Source organism: Agrobacterium sp. DKPNP3 (genome assembly GCF_052686535.1).
Genome location: NZ_JBQYSN010000002.1, coordinates 74,054 through 93,675, shown reverse-complemented (window position 1 = coordinate 93,675; position 19,622 = coordinate 74,054). Strand labels below are relative to the sequence as shown.

The following is a 19,622-nucleotide window of genomic DNA, read 5'->3' as shown; positions in this document are numbered from 1 at the left end:
ATGCTGGTCGAAATCGAAAATCTGAAGATCGCTTTCCAGACCCGCACCAGCCGTTTCGAGGCGGTGCGCGGTGTGTCCATGAAGCTCGGCACTGAGAAGCTTGGCATCGTTGGCGAGTCCGGTTCGGGCAAGAGCCTGACGGCGCGTGCGCTGATGAAGCTTCTGCCCTCCAATGCCGATATCCGCGCCGACAAGCTCGCTTTTGACGGCATCGACGTGCTGTCCGCCAGCGAAAGGCAGATGCGCCAGATCCGCGGCAAGCGGGCGGGCTTCATCCTGCAGGACCCGAAATATTCGCTGAACCCGGTAAAGACCATCGGCGCGCAGGTGGCTGAAGCCTGGCGCACCCACAAGGGCGGCAGCAAGCGTGCCGCCATGGAAGCGGCCATCGCCCTGCTCGATCAGGTGAAAATCCGCAATCCGCGTCAGGTCGCCTCATCCTATGCGCATGAGGTTTCCGGCGGCATGGGCCAGCGCGTCATGATCGCCATGATGCTCGCCCCCGATCCGGAATTGCTGATCGCCGACGAGCCAACGAGTGCGCTCGACGCTACGGTGCAGGCGGAAATCCTGCGGCTGATCGAGGAGCTGGTGTCGGAGCGTGGCATGGGCCTCATCCTCATCAGCCACGATTTGCCGCTCGTTTCGCATTTCTGCGACCGCGTTGCCGTCATGTATTCCGGCCGGGTGATGGAGGAGCTGAAGGCTTCCGAGCTTTTGAAAGCCCAGCATCCTTACACGCAGGGACTGCTGAACTGCATTCCCTCGCTGACGCATCCGCGCGAGCGTCTTCCCGTTCTCAACCGTGATGCAGCGTGGTCCAGCCAATGATCGACGTCGATAATCTCCGTATCAAGTTCGGTGACCGCGAAGTGGTGAAGGGCGTGTCCTTTTCGGTGGAAAAGGGCGGCAGCTTCGGCATCGTCGGCGAAAGCGGCTCGGGAAAGTCCACAATCCTGCGCGCCATGGCCGGGCTCAACGAAAGCTGGGAAGGCCGCATTGCCTTTGCCGGCAAGGATGCGCCGCTGAAGCGCACGCCGGAATTCTTCCGGCAGGTGCAGATGGTGTTTCAGGACCCCTACGGGTCGCTGCATCCGCGCCAGACCATCGACCGTATCCTCAGCGAATTGCCGCTGGTGCATGGCATGGACAATATCGAAAAGCGCATCCAGCAGGCTTTGTCCGACGTGGCGCTGCCGCAGGCGGTGCGTTTTCGGTTCCCGCATCAGCTTTCGGGTGGTCAGCGCCAGCGCGTGGCGATTGCTCGTGCGCTGATCGCCGATCCGCAGGTGCTGCTCCTCGATGAGCCGACGTCGGCGCTTGATGTCTCGGTGCAGGCGGAAATTCTGAACCTGTTGCAGGACCTGCGCGCGGCGCGCAACCTCACCTATATTCTTGTCAGCCACAATCTGGCGGTCATTGCGCATCTGTGCCCGCAGGTGGGTGTGATGCTGAATGGCGAGATGGTGGAACAGCTGAGCGCGGGTGATCTGCGCGAGGGACGGACAAAACATCCGCATACGGAAGAGCTGCGTAGCCTGAGTATCCGGCTAGAGGAGCCGGCCTGAGGGCTGGTCACCCGGCCTACATTACACATGGATCGAGCGGGTGCCGCCCGCTTCTTCTCCCCGAGGGGGAGAAGTCCGCGGCAGCGGGATGAGGGGGCAAGGGTGGGGTCTATCGCTTGCGTTGCATCCGACCCTTCGGGCCACCTTCTCCCCCTCGGGGAGAAGAAACAAGCGGCGATGCCGGTGACAAACCTGTTGTCCTCGCACGCTGCAATAGAGACACGAGATCGAACAATGTCACAGCAATTCGACTGGAATGCCGCTTCAACCCTTTCGCAAAGCTTCGTCTCACAATGGGCGGACAATGAGCCGGGCGGGGCGGTCATCGGTTTTGATCTCGATGGCATCCGTTTCGCTCATGCCGGCGGTGTCGAGAGCCTCTCGACCTTCGCACCTTTTACGCCGCAGAGCGTGGTGCGGTATGCCTCGGTCACCAAACATGCCTTCTGCGCCATGGTGCTTGCGTATTCCGATCTGATCGGTCTCGATGATCCGCTCGGCAAACATCTGCCGGAGCTGCAATCGCCGCTGCGCGATGTCACGGTTGGGCAGGCGCTGGATATGAGCGGCGGCCTGCCGGATACGCGCGAGTGCCTCTCGTTGCTTGGCCTTTCCGTCTATACCGAAACGAAGGCCGGACCGCTTCTCGAATACCTGTCCCGGCTGACGCGGCTCAATTTCGATGCAGGCAGCGAGGTGTCCTATTCCAATACCGGTTACCGTCTGGTGGAAGCGGCGCTGGAGCGCCATGGGTTCCGTTTCGACGATTTTGTGCAGCGGTATATTGCTGCGCCGTTCGACGTGTTTCTGAAAGCACCAGACGTCTGGAACGATCCGGTCAACGGGCTGGTGCCGGGTTACTGGAAAGCTGAAGACAACTGGCAGCTTTCCGCCGCCGGCCTGCATATCTCCGCATCCGGCAGCCTCGCAGGCAGTGCCGATGCGCTGACCCGCTGGCTTCAGGGGCTGATGCGGGGCGAGGACAGCTTTGCGGGTGTTCTCGACGGGCTTTCGGCTGAGCGGCCGCTCGCAGACGCGCGGATGAGCGAATATGGCCTCGGTCTGCGCTGGTCGCATTTGGGCGACCGCCGGTTTGTCGGCCACGGCGGTTCGCATCCCGGCTACAAGACGTACTTCCTGCTCGACCCTGAAAATGGCACGGGATTCGTTGTGGTCTCGAACCGCGAGGATACCAACGGTTTCAAAATCGCGCTGGAAAGCATGGCGGCTTTGACCGGCCTGCCTTTGCCCAAGCCGGCCGCCAGCCTGCCGGAAGGCCTTTATGTGACCGAAAGCGGTCCGTGGTGGCTTGAGATCAAGGGCAGCACCTCCACCTTCATCGATGGCGACGACACGCTCTATGAAGATGTCGATGGCTGGGTTTCTTCCCGCTCCGCATCTTCTCCGATGCGTCTCAGGTTAGATGGCGATGCCATTGTCGGCGAGGCCGGTCACGCCGCCCGTCGTTTCCTGCCTGTCGGAGAGCATACGGTGCCGAATGATCTTTCGGGAACATGGCGTTCGGATGAGGGCGCGGAATTTATCATCAGCGGTCCGTCGCTGACGATGGGCATCGGCCCGACGCGTCGCAGCATGCCGTTGAAGGCGCTCGGCAATGGCCGCTTTCTGTTCACGCTCATCGATGGGCCGTGGACGAAGCGCGTCTGCCTCAACCGTCTCAGCAACGACCGGATCGAACTCGTCTCCAGCCGGGCGCGGATGATCGAATATTATCGCAGCCATTAGGTCGTCCGGCCGATCCGGCGATTTGGTCGCAGGTCTGCGCCTTACAAGAGGGTTTCATTCACGCCTCATTGCACCTAATAAAGACGCTTCTGAATAACCGGAAAGATTTTTTGTTGGGAGTGTGAGCCGTGGAAGTCAAATGGCTCGAGGATTTCCTGGCGCTGGCCGGAACGCTCAATTTCTCGAAGGCCGCCGATGAACGGCATGTCACTCAGTCCGCCTTCAGCCGGCGTATCAAGCAGCTGGAGGCCTGGGTGGGCGCGACGCTGGTCGACCGCGCGTCCTATCCGTCGCGGCTGACCGAGGCGGGCGTGAAGTTCGTGCCGGTGGCGCAGGAGACGCTGAAACAGCTCTACCATGCGCGGCGGACGCTTCTTCAGGAGGAGGGGGCGGATGCCAGAACCGTTCGTCTGACGGCGCTGCATACATTGTCTTTCACCTTCTTTCCCGACTGGTTGAAACGGGTGAACGAAAAGGCGGGCCCGCTGTTTTCCGTCCTGCGGCCCGACTCCGGCAGCATGGAGGAAAACCTCAATTCGCTGGTGGACGGGCAGAGCGATTTCCTGCTGACCTATGCCCATCACGAAGTGCCGATGCTGCTTGATGCGCAGCTTTTCGAGTTTCGCGTGCTCGGTGCGGAAAAGATCATTCCCGTTTCAGCGCCCGCAAAAGATGGTTCACCGCTGCACGCGCTTCAGCAGGATGCGAAAAAACCCTTTGCCTATCTGGATTATGAAAAAGCGTCGTTCTTCGGGCCGTTATTGCGCGATCTCCTGAGCGCGCGGCTGCCCAAATTCGAGCGGGTGCATGAGGGCAGCATGTCGGTGGGGCTGAAAGCCATGGCGATGGCCGGCTGGGGTGTGGCCTGGGTGCCCGAAAGCCTGATGCGGCAGGAGATGGATAGCGGCGCGCTGGTGCGCGCAGCCGATCCGAGTTTCGACATTTCCGTCGATATCAGGCTCTACCGTTCCAAAGAGAACCGCCGGCCCGTTGTCGAGCGTATCTGGGCGGTTCTCGAAGGTTGATACCTGCTTAAATCGCCGTGCGGCGGGCGTTTTCGAGATAGAGTTGGCGCAGGCGGCTTACCATCGGGCCGGGCTTGCCGTTGCCTACCGGCTTGCCGTCGATCTTGGTGACGGAGACGACGAAGTTGGAGGCGCTCGTCAGGCAGGCCTCATCGGCGTTCATGGCTTCCTCCAGCGTGAAGGGACGTTCTTCCAACGTGAAGCCGGCCTCCTTAGCCAGTTGCAGAGCAGCAAGGCGTGTGCAGCCGGGCAGAGTCTTGTTGCTGTTACCGCGGGTGATGATTTTCTTGTCTGCAGTGACGATGTAAGCGGTGGAGGACGCGCCTTCGGTCACGAACCCGTCCTCGATCATCCACGCCTCGTCACAGCCTTCGGCCTTGGCGATACGCTTCGCCATGACCTGCGGCAGCAGGCAGACGCTCTTGATGTCGCGGCGTGCCCAGCGCTGGTCGGGAACCGACTTTACGGAGACGCCGGCCTCCTCGACGGGGGTGCCAAGCAGCTTTTTGGCCTGGGTGAACATGACGAGCGTCGGCTTCAGATCGGCGGAGAACAGGAAGTTGCGGTCCTCGGCGCCACGCGTCAGCTGCAGATAGATCATGCCTTCAACGAGATTGTTGTCGGCGATCAGGCGGCGTTCGGCCTCGACGATGTCCTTCGTCGTGACCGGCAGGGCGACGTCGATTTCGCGGGCGCTGCGTTCCAGCCGGGCCATATGCAGATCGCTGTCGATCAGCTTGCCTTCCAGAACCGAGGTGACTTCGTAAATCCCGTCGCCGAACAGAAAACCGCGGTCGAAGATGGAAAGGCGGGCGTCCGCTTCGGGCAGAAATTCACCGTTGACGTAAACGATGCGGCCGGATGGGCTGGTCATGAAAACTCCGTCTGGAAGGTCAGGCTGAAAGAAGGGTATTAAGGGCGTCGATGGAAATGGCCTCGACCGTGGACACCTTGCCGGTGCCGGCATTGAAGCCCGTGGTCGTGGTTGCTGTGCAGAGCGAATTGAGGATCGCTTCCTCCGTTGCCTCTATCGCGGCTTCGAAAAGCGGTGAAATCGCATCGTTGGAGAGCTCAGGGTAGTCCGTCACGGCCTTGCGGCGCGCCGGCGTGCGGCGAAGCCGCTCATCGGTGGAAAATGCCAGCGCATAATCGCCGGAGCCATTGCTGAGCGCGGCACCCGTGCGGGCAAGTCCGCCGAAGCTTCTAGCCGCCAAGCGCTTCAGATTGCGGGAGGAAAGCGGCGCGTCGGTTGCAACAATGATGACGATCGAGCCGTCCTTGTCCTTGTGCTCCGGGTTCACATAAGGCTTGCCGCAGACCAGCAGATGCCCGCCATAATTGGACTGTACGAGAATGCCGATGGTATAGGTCTGACCGGAAATGGTGATGCGGCGCGACGCGGTGCCGATACCGCCCTTCATACCGAAGGCGACTGTACCGGTTCCTGCACCCACGCCGCCCTCAGCCACGGGGCCGGTAGCCGCGTTTTGCAGTGCGGCCGAAATTTCCTCAATGGTCGGGCGGCCGGCGCGGATGTCGTTCAGGCGGGAATCGTTGGTCTCGCCGACGACGGCATTGATAGAGACGACTTTCTCATTGCCCGGCTGCGTCAGTGTATGGTGGTTGATCGCTTCGATGGCCCGGCCTGTTGCCAGCGTATTGGTGAGGATGATGGGTGTTTCGAGCTCGCCGAGTTCCTCGATCTGGGTCGAGCCGGCAAACTTGCCGAAGCCGTTATAGACGGCGAAGGCGGCGGGCACCTTGTCCTGAAACAGATTGCCGCCATGCGGCAGGATCGCGGTTGCGCCGGTGCGTATTTTGTCTCCTTCGATGACGGTCGAATGGCCAACGGCTACGCCCGCGACATCGGTGATGGCGTTGACCGGGCCGGTTTCGAAATGGCCGGGCCGGAAACCGATATCGCGCAGTCTCGGGCGGGTCGTCTGATGCATCGGGCGATCACTTTTGCGGAATGTAGGCTAAATGTGAAACGAGCGCGGCTTGCAAAAAGCTTTGCTCTGACTTGACGTTAGCCTAGTTCGCCGGGAAACGGCATCGCAAAAATGGAATAGTTTCATGCGGGCATTGGATGCCCTCAGGAGGCGCGTAGCGCGGGTTCGCCTTCACGCTCTAGCCATTGCCGCATCGCGTCTTCCGTCTCTTCGCGCGTCGGTGCGCCGGCCCGGCCGCCAAAGACTGTGCATTTGAGCGCGGCAGCAACGGAGGAGAGGCGGATGGCGGCGCGGCTTTCCATGCGCTCAGCCATCGCAAGTGCAAACGTGCCGTGGAAAATATCGCCCGCCGCCAGCGTGTCCACTGCTTCGACCTGCATCGTTGACTGGAAATGCACCGTGGGATCACCGGCTTCCGTCCACCAGCAGCCTTGCGGACCGGCGGTGACGGCGAGGAAGGTCTGCGGATAGCGGGCATGCAGCACCGGCAGCATGTCCTTCACCGTTTCAAGCCCGCTCAGCCGGGCGGCGGCGGGTTCGGAAAAGACGATATGGCTCGCGGCTGGCGCAAGCTTCTCAAGGATTTCGACGGGTGCAACGTCGCCATCGAGAATGGCGGGTTTGCCGAGCGTGCGCGCCACGGTGAGCACATCCAGCGCCAGTTCCGGCCAGCGCACATCCACCAGAACGGCGTCGAACAGGGCAATATCTGCCGGCGTACAGGAGCGTTTTTTCTCGTGCAGTCGCTGATCGTAGAACGGCACGATCAGCCGTTCCCCCCTGTTATCGATGATGATCGTCGACAGGGCCGAGCGTGCGCCGGCTGCGACCGTCATGCCGCTCGTGTTGATGCCGCTTTCGCTGAGATCGCGCAGGATACGGCTTCCGGTTTCGTCGTCACCAACAGCGCCCCAGAGGCTGGCGCGCCCGCTCATACGATGCACGGCATAGGCAGCACTAGACGCCATGCCTTCGGCGATCTGCAGCATATCATAGGGCAGGACCTTGCCTTCACCCTTTGGCATGTCATGCACACGAAACAGGGTGTCCAGCACGGCGGCACCCACACAGAGCACATGCTTGCCGCCCTGTTTGTCTGCCATGCTGTTCACTCCTGTCACCTGTCAGATACGCTTGCCGCTGTCCTTGTCGAACAGATGCACTGTTGCCGGATCGATGGCAATGTAGATCGTATCGCCGAAGCGGACATTGAGGCGTTCGCGGAACAGGCAGGCGATGTCATCGCCCTTGCAATTCAGCTTGGCATAGATTTCCGAGCCGGTGCCTTCGACCAGTTCGACCCGGCCTTCGATGCCACTCTCAGCGGCGCGGATATGTTCCGGGCGCACGCCGTAGACGAGATCGCGGCCGCCCAGCTTGCCGATATCGGCATGGGCGGGCAGCGGCAGGCTGAGGCCCTTTGTGGTTCGAAACACGCCTTCTTCCACCCGGCCGCGAATGAAGTTCATGGCGGGCGAGCCGATGAAGCCGGCAACGAAGAGGTTGGCGGGATTGTCGTAGAGTTCGAGCGGCGCGCCGATCTGTTCGATCACACCATCATGCAGCACCACGATCTTGTCGGCCATGGTCATGGCTTCTACCTGGTCGTGGGTGACGTAAATGGTTGTCGTGCCGATGCGCTGATGCATGGCCTTGATCTCGCCGCGCATCTGCACGCGCAGCTTGGCGTCGAGATTGGAGAGTGGTTCATCGAACAGGAAGACCTGCGGGTCGCGCACCAGCGCGCGGCCCATGGCGACACGCTGGCGCTGACCGCCGGAAAGCTGGCGCGGATAACGGTCGAGCAGTTTTTCCAGCCCCAGAATGGCGGCCGCCCGGTCCACCTTGGCCTTGGTTTCCTCCGGGCTCACCTTCTTCAGTTTCAGCGCAAAGCCCATATTGTCCTTGACCGTCATATGTGGATAAAGCGCGTAGTTCTGGAAGACCATGGCGATATCGCGGTCGCGGGCGGGCAGGTGGCTGACCTCGCGCGGGCCGATATGGATTTCGCCATCGCTCAGCTCTTCCAGCCCTGCAATCATGCGCAGCAGGGTGGATTTGCCGCAGCCGGAAGGGCCGACGAGGACGACAAATTCTCCGTCCTTGATGTCGATATCGATCCCGTGGATGACGTTGACCGCGCCAAAGCGCTTCTGGACGTTTTGAATATTGACCGGTGCCATGTGCAGGTTCCCGTATTTCTTTGTTTGATGGTTCAGCCGCCCTTGACGGCGCCGGCGGTAAGGCCCGCCACGATCTGTTTCTGTGCGAACATGGTCAGCAGCAACACCGGCAGCGTCACAATCAACGCGGCTGCGGCCAGCGGACCCCAGCTCACCTGTTCGAAGGAGAGCATGTTGTAGACCGCGACCGGCAGGGTGCGCGTTTCACGGCTGGCCAGCACGATGCCGAAGACGAAGTTGTTCCAGGAGAAGATGACAGCGAGGATGAAGGAGACGACGATGCCCGGCTTGGCAATCGGCAGCGCCACCAGCCGGAACACCTGCCAGGAAGATGCGCCATCGATGCTTGCGGCCTCTTCCAACTCCTTCGGCGTCGTCTCGAAATAACCGATCATAATCCAGACGACGATCGGCACCGTCACGACAAGATGGATGATGATTTGCGGCCAGAGCGTGCCGAGCAGGTTCAGCCATTGGAACAGCAGGAACAGCGGAATGAGGAAGGAGAGGCCGGGCGTCATGCGGGCGATCATGATGACGACGGCGGATTTTTCCGCCTTCAGCCTTGCGATGCCGTAGCCGGCGGGAACGCCGATGACGAGCGCCAGAATGGTGGCGGCACCGGTGACGAGGACCGAATTCCAGAAATAGAGGAAGAAGTTATTCTCCTCGAACACCTTAACATAGTTCGACCAGGCGAAACGTTCGGGAATGAGGATGGGCGGGTAGGCGCCGTTGTCGATTTCATATTTCAGCGACAGCGAGATCATCCAGATGAAGAACAGGATGACCGGCGAAATCATCACCAGCGCCACGAAGAACAGGCCGAGCCGGTCGAGATTTTTACGTTTCAGGATTTTTGCGGACATCAGCGATCCTCCATCTCGTTCCATTGCGACCGCTGGCGTACCATCAGAAGCACGAAGGATAGCGCCACGATGATGATGAAGAAGACGACGGCCATGGCCGAGCCGTAACCGATGTCGTAATAAGCAAATGCCGTATTGTAGAGGTAGATGTTGATGGTTTCCGATGCGGTGCCGGGTCCGCCTTGGGTCATCGCATAGATGATGTCGAAGCTTTTGACGGCATCGATCGAGCGGATGATGACGGCGATCATCAGGAACGGCGCGATCATTGGCATGGTGAGATAACGGAACTTCTGCCAGGCATTGGCGCCGTCGATCTCGGCGCTCTCATAGGGTTCGCGCGGAACGGCGGCGAGACCGCCGAGCACGATCAGCATGACGAGCGGCGTCCATTGCCAGGTTTCGACAAGGACCAGCGAGGGAATGACCGTCGACTGATTATAGATCCACTCCAGCGGGCCAATGCCGATGAAAGACAGGAGATAGTTCAAAACGCCGAGCTGCGGGTGGAACATCATGGTCCAGACCAGCGCGATGGCGACAGGGGTCGCCATCATCGGCATGACAAAGACGCCGCGCAGAAAACCACGCAGCGGAAACTGCGCATCGAAAACCAGCGCCGCCAATGTTCCGAGAAACAGCGGGGCAACGACCGACAGCACGGTATAAACGAGCGTATGCCACAGCGATTCCCAGAATCTCGCGTCGCTTGCGAGCCTGACGTAGTTCTCGAAACCGATAAAGCTCTGCTCCTGCCCAAGCGTCCAGCGATGCGCGCTCATCCAGAGGGTGAAGACCCATGGAAAAACGATGACAGCCGAAATAACGACAAGTGCCGGTATGACGAAGGGCCAGTAGTTGGGAGCAAGCCTTGCCGGCCTGCTCCCTTCTTTGCGGCTGACGCCTGTCTTGGTGTTTTCGATGCTCACGGAGGCCATTATCCCTCGCTACGCGCCAGAACGGGTGTGAACTGTTCCGTCGCCTTCTTGAGTTCGGCTGCTGGATCCGCGCCGCCGATCATATTGGTGAGGCCGACCCCGTAGATGTCGCGGAATTCCGTCACCGGAATGATGACGGGAAGCGCAAGCTGCGAGACCTTGCCGGAACCGACGACCGCATCCAGCCAGGCGGCCGGCATCTTGACGCCCTCGCGGACCTTCTGGTCTTCGAGGATGGACTGGCGGAACGGAACGCCGGCGCCCGCCTGCAGCAGTCGAGCGCCCATTTCATGCGAAATCGCCCATTGGCAGAAGAGGTAGGCGGCTTCCTTCTTGCTGCTGGCTTCGACGACGCCGAGACCATCGCCGAACGTGCCCGCTGCCTGGGTTGCCGGGCCCTTCGGCATGACGCCATAACCGACCTTGCCGACCACACGGGATTTTTCCGGGTTCTCGATCGGCGGCGCAAAACCGACGCCATCGAACCACATGCCGATCTTGCCCTGCAGGAAGGCCGATTGTGCTTCCGCCCAGTTGAAGCCGGAAACGCCGGGAGGGGCGGCTTTCGTCATCAGGCGCTGATAGAGCTTTGCCGCTTCAACCGCCTCCTTGGATTCAGTGTTGACCTTGCCATCGACGATCGGCTTTGCGCCGTAGCCGAGCATCAGCGAGGTCCATACGGGTGTATTGGCGTTCTTGAGGCCACGCGCCACGAAACCATAGGTGTTGGTTGCGGGATCAGTGATTTTTTCCGCCGCCGTTACCAATTCCTCGAAAGTTTCAGGGTATTTCAGCCCCTTCGCTTCGAAGAGTTCTTTGTTCCAGTAGACGATCCAGTAATCCACCGAGAAGGGTAGCGAACGCAGCACGCCGTCGCTGTCCTTGGCGAACAGCATGCCAGCCTCGGCAAAGTCTTTCTCAACGAGCGACGGATCGGTCAGCGAGGGGTCTTTCAGGAAGCCGCTGATATCGGCCAGCCACTTGCCTTTTTCGAACTGGCGCTTCTGCACGTGGTAGCTCAGATGCACCACATCGAAGCTCGGCTTGCCCGAGGAAAGTTCGATGACCACCTTCTGACGCTGCTGCTGTTCCGGCGTTGCTTCGGCATTGACCTTGATGCCGGTCAGTTCTTCGAATTCGCCGAGATATTTGATCAGCGTTTCGCTGCGCGGGCTTTTGACGAGGTTGACCTCAAGAGTCGTGCCGGCGTGTTTTTTCCAGTTCACCGCCGCCGATGCAGGTCGAATGCCAAGCACCGCGCTGCTGCCAAGCGCGGCCGTACCGGCAAGAAACCCGCGGCGCGTCGGGTTGAGCAACCAATTCGTCATGTCCAGTTCTCCTCCTTGTGCCGGAATTCTCCTCACCCCGGCTTGCTACATTTTATACCGCCAGCGCCCTGTCCCTTGCGTTGCGGATATGGGCGGTCAGCCGCTCCACGGCGTCTTCTACGGAGCGCTTCTCGATGGCTTCGAGAATGGCGAGATGTTCTTTCATCACCGACTTCACATGACCGGCGATGCGAAAGCGCTCCTGATTGATGAGGCGCATCTTGATGGAATTGACGCGGTAGGCATTCGAAATGATCGAATTGCCGAGCGCATCGATGAAAGCATCGTGCATGCCCCAGTCCACCTGTTGCGCGTGCTGCTCCAGTTCCGGCGACTCTCCACCGTTTTCAGCCGCTTCGGCGACATCACGGTGCTGTTTCAACAGTTTGGCAATAGCTGCGTCTGAGGCGGAACGGGTAAACAGCGCCACGGCTTCCTTTTCGAGGAAGATGCGGAACTGGAATGCCTCTCGGATGAGGTTGATGTCGATATGGGCGACCTGCAATCCCCGCTGTGGCACGGTCTTGATCAGACCTTCCGCCTCCAGCCGCGGAATTGCCTCCCGGATTGCACCGAGCGGCAGACCCGTCAGCTCCACAAGGCGGCGCTGCGAGATGAATTGCCCCGGGCGAACATCACGCGAGAGAAGGTGATGCGTAAAGCTCTCATACGCCCGTTCCCGCAATGTCTGTTCGCCGGTATCGTCCATGCTCGACCTTTCAGCTCCGTTCAGGCGGCCTGTTTGCGAAACAGCGCGTCGAAAGCGCCTTCGATCTGCCGCCGGCCTTCTGTCGAGATGGCGACGAGCGGTGCGCGCACATCCGACCAGATCGCTTCCCCCGTCGTGTGTGATACCAGCACCTTGACGGCGGGTGTAACCGGGAATTTCAGAAGTTCCACAACTAGATCGACGATGCGCTGGTCGTCCTTGCCGTCGACCGCCATGGCGCGCACTTCCTGTGTGAGGAAGTTCGCAACGCCTGATATCGCACCTTGACCGCCGAGGCGCACGCCTTTCGCCAGATCGCGCTCATCGCCGATCAAGATGGCGAGCTCACCGTGTTCTTTCAGCAAACGTTCGGTATGGCTCCAGTTGCCGGAGGAGTCCTTGACGCCGGTGACGATGCCCGGAAACGCCGCCTTCAGCCGTCCGACCAACTCGACCGACAACGTCACCATGGTCACGGAGGGGATGTTGTAAACGAGAATGTCGCGTGCATCTTTGCCGATCTTGGCGAACACCGTCGAGAACCAGGCGAACAGGCCGTCGTCACTGACATTCTTGAAATAGGAGGGCGGGGCGAGCAGAATGTTGCGGGCGCCGGCTCTCAATGCTTCGGCCGACTGGTCGGCCGCATCCTCGATGGAATCGACCAGAACGCCGGTGACGATGCGCGACGGTGCGATGCCCGCCGCAATGAAACCGGAGAGTATCGCCTGCCTTTCACGGCTGCCGACGGAGCAGCCTTCACCTGTCGTGCCAAAGAGTGTCACGCTGTCGCAGCCGTTCGACAGGCAACGGCGGGCATGGGCGATCATGGCATCGATATCGACTGTTCCGTCGGTTTTGAAAGGTGTGGTCAAAGCTGCCGAAAGGCCGAATTTCTGGGTCAATTACGATGCTCCTCCAAAGTGACGGCAGATTGATGACATACTGACATGTTAGTTGTAAAGAGGTAATTGCAGTATGATTGTTTGGAACTGCCGTGCCAGCATCCGCGTCTTGTCGGGCAGGTAACATTACAAGCCGAAGCCGAAGGGTTGCACAGGACCAGGGCGGGCGCACGACGCCAATGGACGCCAATCGCAGCGCTGGCATGCGCGAAAATAAAATTTGACTGGCGCAGTAAAGATTTTTATCAGGCAATCTGAATATTGGGATAAAGGAACTTTCATCATGACTATTGCGGAGCCGGCAGCGCCTGTAGCAGCGATCGAGCAGAGCCGCGTCAAGCGCCTGAAGGCAGCGACGCGGGGCGCGCATGGCGATCTGGATGCTTTCATCATGGCGGCAAAGCCGTTTGAGAGCGGCGAGAACTTCGGCAAATTTGTCGAAACACAATATCTCTTCCACCGCGATCTCGATGTCTTTTTTTCCAATGAAACACTTGACGGCCTGCTTCCAGACCTCAAGGGCCGGCGTCGTCTTCCCATGATCGAGCAGGACCTTGCCGATCTCGGTCTTGGCATTCCAGAAGCGTCCGCACCGCGCTTTACCGCCGAAACGCCCTTTGATCTGCCGGAAGCCATGGGTTGGCTTTACGTGGTCGAAGGCTCCAATCTCGGCGCGGCCTTCCTGCTGAAGGATGCGGCCAAGCTTGGCCTGACTGAAGAATTCGGTGCGCGGCATCTGGCTGGCGCACCGGAAGGACGCGGCCTGCACTGGCGCACTTTCACTTCCGCAGTGGACGAAATTTCGCTGACCGTTGAAGAGGAAGAGCGGGTTATCGCGGGTGCCGAGGCGGCATTCCGGGCAGTGCATGCCTATGCCCAGCAGCGGATGGGTTGAGGTTTTGGCATAACTGCGCGGTCGTTGTCCTCATCGCGCAGGAATGCCACCTCGCGCGTGCTCATTTGATTGAGTCTTAACTCTCTACCGCCGTCACCACGGACTTGATCCGGGTCCAGTGCGATCAAGTCCTTGATCGCAAAAGATTCTATTTACCGTGCAGACGCGCCGTGGCTGGATGCCGGATCGGGTCCGGCATAACGGAGGAGAGCCTTCGAATTTTTTAAGTCGGTCTGCGATTGCCGTGGGGGTCACCCACCTTCGACGTATCGCCCTCAATATATGCTGAATAAACAGGCAAATCTTTTTACCAAATGATAAAAAATTTTCCTTTCGGTCAGGGCTCAATCTCTCTCGAAATTTTATCCATTTGATAAAATTATTTTATTTGGTCTGGCACAGATCCTGCTACTCTTTTGTCAAGTCAGGAGACACCTGACGTCAAAAAGGGAACAGTAAAATGGAAGTTGGTGTTTTTATCCCGATCGGGAACAATGGATGGCTTCTTTCCGAAAACGCGCCGCAATACAAGCCGAGCTTCGATCTCAACAAGGCGATCACGCTAAAGGCCGAGCAATATGGTTTCGACTTTGCGCTGTCGATGATCAAGCTGCGTGGCTTCGGCGGCAAGACCGAGTTCTGGGATTACAATCTGGAATCCTTCACGCTGATGGCGGGGCTGGCGGCCGTCACCTCCAAGATCAAGCTGTTCGGCACCGCCGCCACGCTGGTCATGCCGCCGGCTATCGTTGCGCGCATGGCAACCACGATCGATTCCATTTCCGGTGGCCGTTTCGGCATCAACCTGATCACCGGCTGGCAGCGGCCGGAATATAGCCAGATGGGCCTCTGGCCGGGTGACGATTATTTCGGCGATCGTTACGAATATCTCGGCGAATATACGACTGTGCTGAAAGAGTTGCTGACGGAAGGGCAGTCGGATTTCAAGGGCAAGTTCTTCCAGATGGACGATTGCCGCATGAAGCCGGTGCCGCAGGGTGATGTGAAGCTCATCTGCGCCGGGTCGTCGAATTCCGGCATGGCGTTTTCGGCCAAATTCGCCGATTACAGCTTCTGCTTTGGCGTGGGCGTCAATACGCCGAAGGCCTTTGCGCCCACTAATGAGCGCCTGCTGGCGGCAACGGAAAAGAGCGGCCGCGAGGTTAAATCCGTTGTGCTGACGATGGTGCTCGCCGAGGAAAAATCCGAGGATGCCTGGGCGAAGTGGGAGCATTACAAGGCTGGCGCGGATCAGGACGCGATCAAATGGCTCGGCCTGCAGAGCGCCGTCGACACCAAATCAGGCTCCGACACCAATGTCCGGCATATGTCCAACCCCGTTTCTGCGGTCAATATCAACATGGGAACCTTGATCGGCTCCTATGAGGAAGTGGCGGCAATGCTGGATGAAATGAGCGAGGTGCCGGGAACGGGCGGCGTGATGCTGACCTTCGATGATTTCCTCGAAGGGGTCGAGAAATTCGGCAAATATGTGCAGCCGCTGATGAAGAGCCGCGCGCATGTTCAAGCGGCACTGGAGGCAGCGGAATGAGCGAAGCCGTCGTGGCGGGTTACAAGGGCCCGGAAAGCCGCTCGGAAAGTGTCACGCTGCCTGCAAGGCCGGAGCCGATCACACTGAAACCCAGCGAGACGGCCGTTGTTGTGGTCGATATGCAGAACGCCTACTCAACCGAGGGCGGTTACGTCGATCTTGCCGGTTTCGATATATCAGGGGCGAAGGGGACCATCGCCAACATCAAGAAGACTTTGGATGCGGCGCGGGCGGCAGGCGTTCAGGTCATCTACTTCCAGAATGGCTGGGACAAGGACTATGTCGAGGCGGGCGGGCCTGGTTCGCCCAACTGGCACAAGTCCAATGCGCTGAAGACCATGCGCAAAAGGCCGGAACTGCAGGGCCAGCTGCTCGCCAAGGGCACATGGGACTACGCCATTGTCGATGAGCTGCAACCGCAGCCCGGCGATATTCTCGTGCCGAAAACGCGTTACAGCGGTTTCTTCAACACCAATATGGATAGCGTGCTGCGCGCGCGTGGCATCCGCAATCTGATCTTTGTCGGCATCGCCACCAATGTCTGCGTGGAAAGCTCGTTGCGGGACGCCTTCCACCTCGAATATTTCGGGGTGATGCTGGAGGATGCCACGCATCATCTGGGGCCGGACTATATCCAGCAGGCGACGGTCTATAATGTCGAGAAATTTTTCGGCTGGGTCGCCACCGTCAATGATTTCTGCGGCGTCATTTCGCAGGCCGCACCTGTCAGCGCTTGATTTCAACATAAGAGGAGAACGAAATGCCCAAAAAGATCGTCGTGCCTGCGGGTACCAGCAAACCCATCGCTCCCTTTTCGCCGGGCACCCTTGCCGATGGCGTGGTTTACGTGTCCGGCACGCTGCCCTTCGACAAGGACAACAATGTCGTGCATGTGGGCGATGCCAGCGCGCAGACCCGCCATGTTCTGGAAACAATCAAGTCGGTCATCGAAACCGCGGGCGGCACCATGGAGGATGTGACCATGAACCACATCTTCATCACCGACTGGGCCAATTATCAGGCCGTCAACACGGTCTATGCCGAATATTTCCCCGGCGACAAGCCAGCGCGCTATTGCATCCAGTGCGGCCTCGTGAAGCCCGATGCGCTGGTGGAAATCGCCACCGTCGCCCATATCGGCAAATAGGCGAGACGGGAGATGATGCATTTCGAGGTTCATGGCCGCACCGATGCCGAGGCAACCACTATCCTGCTGTCTTCGGGCCTTGGCGGATCGGGTGCCTATTGGGTACCGCAGATCGAGGCTCTTTCCGGCCATTTCCGGGTGGTCACCTATGACCATCGCGGCACCGGCAGGACCGGCGGCGAGGTGCCGGAGGATGGCGGCATTTCCGCCATGGCGGATGATGTGCTGGAAATTGTCTCGGCCCTGAACCTCGAAAAATTCCACTTCATGGGACATGCCCTCGGTGGCCTGATCGGCCTCGATATCGCGCTGCGGCGGCCCGGCCTTGTCGACAGGTTGGTGCTTATCAACGCGTGGAGCAAGGCCGATCCGCATTCCGGCCGCTGCTTTGACGTGCGGATCGAGCTTCTGGAAAAGGCGGGTGTCGAGGCATTCGTCAAAGCTCAGCCGCTGTTTCTTTATCCGGCGGCGTGGATGTCTGACAATCAGGAGCGGCTGGCGCGGGACGATGCGCATGGCGTCGCGCATTTTCAGGGCAAGGAGAATGTGCTCCGGCGTATCGCCGCGTTGCGGGCCTTCGATGTGGACACACGGCTTGGCGAGATAGGCAATCCGGTGCTGGTGGTGGCGACGAAGGACGATCTTCTGGTGCCCTATACGCGCTCGTTGCGTCTTGCCGACGGTTTGCCGCAAAGCGAGCTTTGCCTTCTCGATTTCGGGGCTCACGCGGTCAATATTACCGAGCCCGACCTTTTCAATACGCGGCTGCTGCAGTTCCTTCTGCCCGCCGACGCGACAATCTGACAGGACTTTAAGGCACGATGACGAAAGCACTCGATGATGCAGCACTCGCAGCACTTTTTACCGAAGCGCGCACCCACAATGGCTGGACGGACGATCCGGTCAGCGATGAAACGCTGAAAGCACTTTACGACCTGGTCAAGATGGGACCAACGTCGGCCAATTGCTCGCCCGCGCGTTTCGTTTTCGTGCGTAGCGCCGCAGCGAAGGAAAAGCTGCGGCCGGCACTCTCTTCGGGTAATCTCGAAAAGACGATGGCGGCTCCCGTGACCGTCATCGCAGCGATCGATAGCGAATTTTATGAAAAGCTGCCGGAGCTGTTTCCCCATGCGGATGCGCGTTCCTGGTTTACCTCCAGCCCTGCGGTGTCCGAAGAAACAGCCTTTCGCAACGCAACGCTTCAGGCCGGATATCTGATCCTCGCCGCCCGCGCGTTGGGGCTGGACACTGGTGCCATGTCCGGTTTCGACAAGGGCAAGGTGGATGCGGCGTTTTTTGCCGGCACGACGTGGAAATCCAATTTCCTGATCAATCTTGGCCATGGCGATCCGTCGAAGCTTTTCGGGCGTCTGCCGCGTCTTGCCTTTGACGATGCCTGCGTGCTGGCTTGATAGGCTGTTAAGAGAGGATGGGTTAGATGCAGATGATGTCTCTTGAAAGGGAAGCGGGTATGGAGACGAAGACTGCAGAGCAGCGCAGCCAGGATTACAGAAATGCGATGGCGCGGCTTGGTGCGGCGGTCAATATCGTGACCACTGACGGGGCTGCAGGCCGCGCGGGATTTGCCGCGACTGCCGTTTGCAGCGTTTCCGACAATCCGCCCACGCTTCTCGTCTGCCTCAACCGCAATTCATCCGCTTATAAGGTGGTAAAAGCTAACGCGGTTGTCTGCGTCAATACGCTTGCTGCGCATCACGAGGTGCTGAGCACGCTTTTCGGTGGCAAGACGCCGGCGGAGGAACGTTTTGCTGCTGGCAGCTGGGGCTTGCTTGAAACCGGCGCGCCGGTTCTCGAGGACGCGCTTGTCTCTTTCGATTGCCGTATCCGTGAGGCCCATGACGGCGGCACACATGATATTCTGATCTGTGATGTCGTTGATATGAAGATCAACGATGGGGACGAAGCGTTGATGTATTTCAACCGGCGCTATCGCATGCTGTGAAGCGCTGATCGGTTCGGGTCTTGCCCTGACCAGACAAGACCTATGCGAGCAACCCGCGCATGATCAATTCAAGGTGAATATTAAGAACTGCCTGTCTGTCGAGGCTACGCCGGTCGTTAAAAATCAGCCGAAAGACCAAAGTCCCGACCATAGGCGACGCCACGACCTTGCAGAGTTCGGGCGGATTGGCCCTGAATCTTTTTTTTGCCACGCCATCCTCCAGGATGGCGTTGATGCGCTGGAAAACCGGCTCCATCATCGTATCATGATGCTGGTCGATGAGGTCCGGAAATTTCGCCCCCTCGGCGAGGATCAGGCGGAACAGCTCCCGCATTTTCTTGTTGTCGACAAGCGCGTCGAACAGAAATTCCAAGAGCAGTCGAAGCGCTTCCACAGGGTCATCGGAAGTTTGTGAGTAGGCGTTGAAGGCCTGCTGGAATGGCTGAGACGCATGCCGAACCATGGCCTCGAAGAGTGCCTCCTTCGTTTCGAAATAGACGTAGACAGTTCCTTTCGTGACACCCACGCGTTCAGCGATGTCCTCCACCCGCGTGGCGGCAAATCCTGTTTTGGTGAATTCCTCGAATGCGGCATCGAGAATTTGCAACGGACGTTGTATCTTCTGTTCAGCGCGTGTCAGTTTTGCTTTTGCCATGGCCCGGGATTCCTATGTTTTGGCGCGTGCCCTTCTGTCCGTCGCATTGGCGGAAATGAGAGATCAGTGCCTACAGCACCGGCGTAAAAACCGGAATGGATTTTTGCCAAGCTGCTCATTCGACACCATTAAGGACGGGTGCTGACGCACTCGCGGGCGTGTGCGGGGCGAACAGGAGAGTCCTTCC

21 protein-coding genes are annotated in these 19,622 nt (G+C 59.3%); 11 read left to right on the top strand and 10 right to left on the bottom strand.

Annotated elements, in window-relative coordinates:
• The 4 genes from ACUTJJ_RS01170 (at position 1) to ACUTJJ_RS01155 (ending at position 4,339) form a co-directional block, all read left to right on the top strand.
• Entirely contained in the window at positions 1 to 831 is an 831-nt protein-coding gene (locus ACUTJJ_RS01170) for an ABC transporter ATP-binding protein (RefSeq protein ID WP_004443518.1), read from the top strand.
• Positions 828 to 1,568, top strand: a complete 741-nt coding sequence (locus tag ACUTJJ_RS01165) for an ABC transporter ATP-binding protein (protein WP_142170126.1) — start codon at positions 828 to 830, stop codon at positions 1,566 to 1,568. The genes ACUTJJ_RS01170 and ACUTJJ_RS01165 overlap by 4 nt, the downstream gene beginning before the upstream one ends.
• Positions 1,569 to 1,802: 234 nt before the next feature.
• Positions 1,803 to 3,314, top strand: a complete 1,512-nt coding sequence (locus ACUTJJ_RS01160; RefSeq protein WP_445541029.1) for a serine hydrolase domain-containing protein — start codon at positions 1,803 to 1,805, stop codon at positions 3,312 to 3,314.
• Positions 3,315 to 3,442: 128 nt separating this feature from the next.
• Positions 3,443 to 4,339: a LysR substrate-binding domain-containing protein gene (locus ACUTJJ_RS01155; RefSeq protein ID WP_445541028.1), complete on the top strand. Its 897-nt coding sequence runs from the start codon at positions 3,443 to 3,445 to the stop codon at positions 4,337 to 4,339.
• 7 nt (positions 4,340 to 4,346) lie between these two features.
• Here ACUTJJ_RS01155 and ACUTJJ_RS01150 read toward each other — a convergent pair whose 3' ends face one another.
• From ACUTJJ_RS01150 to ACUTJJ_RS01110, 9 genes are all read right to left on the bottom strand, one after another.
• Positions 4,347 to 5,213: a D-amino-acid transaminase gene (locus ACUTJJ_RS01150; RefSeq protein WP_445541027.1), complete on the bottom strand. Its 867-nt coding sequence runs from the start codon at positions 5,211 to 5,213 to the stop codon at positions 4,347 to 4,349.
• A 19-nt stretch (positions 5,214 to 5,232) separates the two neighbouring features.
• Positions 5,233 to 6,291, bottom strand: coding sequence for a P1 family peptidase (locus ACUTJJ_RS01145; RefSeq protein WP_445541026.1), 1,059 nt, complete (start codon positions 6,289 to 6,291; stop codon positions 5,233 to 5,235).
• A 143-nt stretch (positions 6,292 to 6,434) separates the two neighbouring features.
• The gene (locus tag ACUTJJ_RS01140) at positions 6,435 to 7,394 is read right to left on the bottom strand and encodes a sugar kinase (protein ID WP_445541025.1); all 960 of its coding nucleotides are present in this window, start codon (positions 7,392 to 7,394) and stop codon (positions 6,435 to 6,437) included.
• Between the two features lie 21 nt (positions 7,395 to 7,415).
• Positions 7,416 to 8,474 (bottom strand): ABC transporter ATP-binding protein, encoded by a 1,059-nt coding sequence (locus ACUTJJ_RS01135; RefSeq protein WP_445541024.1) that lies wholly within the window; start codon positions 8,472 to 8,474, stop codon positions 7,416 to 7,418.
• A 32-nt stretch (positions 8,475 to 8,506) separates the two neighbouring features.
• Positions 8,507 to 9,328 carry a carbohydrate ABC transporter permease gene (locus ACUTJJ_RS01130; protein ID WP_170985582.1) on the bottom strand — a complete coding sequence of 274 codons (822 nt, stop codon included), beginning with the start codon at positions 9,326 to 9,328 and terminating at the stop codon, positions 8,507 to 8,509.
• Positions 9,329 to 9,342: 14 nt separating this feature from the next.
• On the bottom strand, positions 9,343 to 10,281 hold the full coding sequence (locus ACUTJJ_RS01125; RefSeq protein WP_209091042.1) for a carbohydrate ABC transporter permease: 939 nt from the start codon (positions 10,279 to 10,281) through the stop codon (positions 9,343 to 9,345).
• Positions 10,281 to 11,609 carry an ABC transporter substrate-binding protein gene (locus ACUTJJ_RS01120; RefSeq protein WP_445541023.1) on the bottom strand — a complete coding sequence of 443 codons (1,329 nt, stop codon included), beginning with the start codon at positions 11,607 to 11,609 and terminating at the stop codon, positions 10,281 to 10,283. The genes ACUTJJ_RS01125 and ACUTJJ_RS01120 overlap by 1 nt, the downstream gene beginning before the upstream one ends.
• Before the next feature lie 52 nt (positions 11,610 to 11,661).
• Positions 11,662 to 12,318, bottom strand: coding sequence for a GntR family transcriptional regulator (locus ACUTJJ_RS01115; RefSeq protein ID WP_063950308.1), 657 nt, complete (start codon positions 12,316 to 12,318; stop codon positions 11,662 to 11,664).
• Between the two features lie 20 nt (positions 12,319 to 12,338).
• Complete coding sequence (locus ACUTJJ_RS01110; protein ID WP_445541022.1) at positions 12,339 to 13,223, bottom strand: dihydrodipicolinate synthase family protein; 885 nt, start codon at positions 13,221 to 13,223, stop codon at positions 12,339 to 12,341.
• Between the two features lie 283 nt (positions 13,224 to 13,506).
• Between ACUTJJ_RS01110 and ACUTJJ_RS01105 the strand changes: the two genes are divergently transcribed.
• From ACUTJJ_RS01105 to rutF, 7 genes are all read left to right on the top strand, one after another.
• Positions 13,507 to 14,118, top strand: coding sequence for a biliverdin-producing heme oxygenase (locus ACUTJJ_RS01105; protein WP_445541021.1), 612 nt, complete (start codon positions 13,507 to 13,509; stop codon positions 14,116 to 14,118).
• Between the two features lie 460 nt (positions 14,119 to 14,578).
• Complete coding sequence (rutA, locus tag ACUTJJ_RS01100) at positions 14,579 to 15,670, top strand: pyrimidine utilization protein A (protein WP_144576723.1); 1,092 nt, start codon at positions 14,579 to 14,581, stop codon at positions 15,668 to 15,670.
• Positions 15,667 to 16,407 carry a pyrimidine utilization protein B gene (rutB, locus tag ACUTJJ_RS01095; protein ID WP_445541020.1) on the top strand — a complete coding sequence of 247 codons (741 nt, stop codon included), beginning with the start codon at positions 15,667 to 15,669 and terminating at the stop codon, positions 16,405 to 16,407. Before rutA ends, rutB begins: the two co-directional genes overlap by 4 nt.
• Before the next feature lie 23 nt (positions 16,408 to 16,430).
• Positions 16,431 to 16,817, top strand: a complete 387-nt coding sequence (gene rutC / locus ACUTJJ_RS01090; protein ID WP_003492069.1) for a pyrimidine utilization protein C — start codon at positions 16,431 to 16,433, stop codon at positions 16,815 to 16,817.
• 12 nt (positions 16,818 to 16,829) lie between these two features.
• Entirely contained in the window at positions 16,830 to 17,621 is a 792-nt protein-coding gene (rutD, locus tag ACUTJJ_RS01085; RefSeq protein WP_445541019.1) for a pyrimidine utilization protein D, read from the top strand.
• 17 nt (positions 17,622 to 17,638) lie between these two features.
• Positions 17,639 to 18,229, top strand: a complete 591-nt coding sequence (locus ACUTJJ_RS01080) for a malonic semialdehyde reductase (RefSeq protein WP_063950315.1) — start codon at positions 17,639 to 17,641, stop codon at positions 18,227 to 18,229.
• A 26-nt stretch (positions 18,230 to 18,255) separates the two neighbouring features.
• Complete coding sequence (gene rutF, locus ACUTJJ_RS01075) at positions 18,256 to 18,780, top strand: NADH-dependent FMN reductase RutF (RefSeq protein WP_063950316.1); 525 nt, start codon at positions 18,256 to 18,258, stop codon at positions 18,778 to 18,780.
• A 40-nt stretch (positions 18,781 to 18,820) separates the two neighbouring features.
• On the opposite strand, the gene ACUTJJ_RS01070 is transcribed toward rutF, so the two are convergent.
• Positions 18,821 to 19,435: a TetR/AcrR family transcriptional regulator gene (locus ACUTJJ_RS01070; protein WP_144576719.1), complete on the bottom strand. Its 615-nt coding sequence runs from the start codon at positions 19,433 to 19,435 to the stop codon at positions 18,821 to 18,823.
• Positions 19,436 to 19,622: the final 187 nt, after the last annotated feature.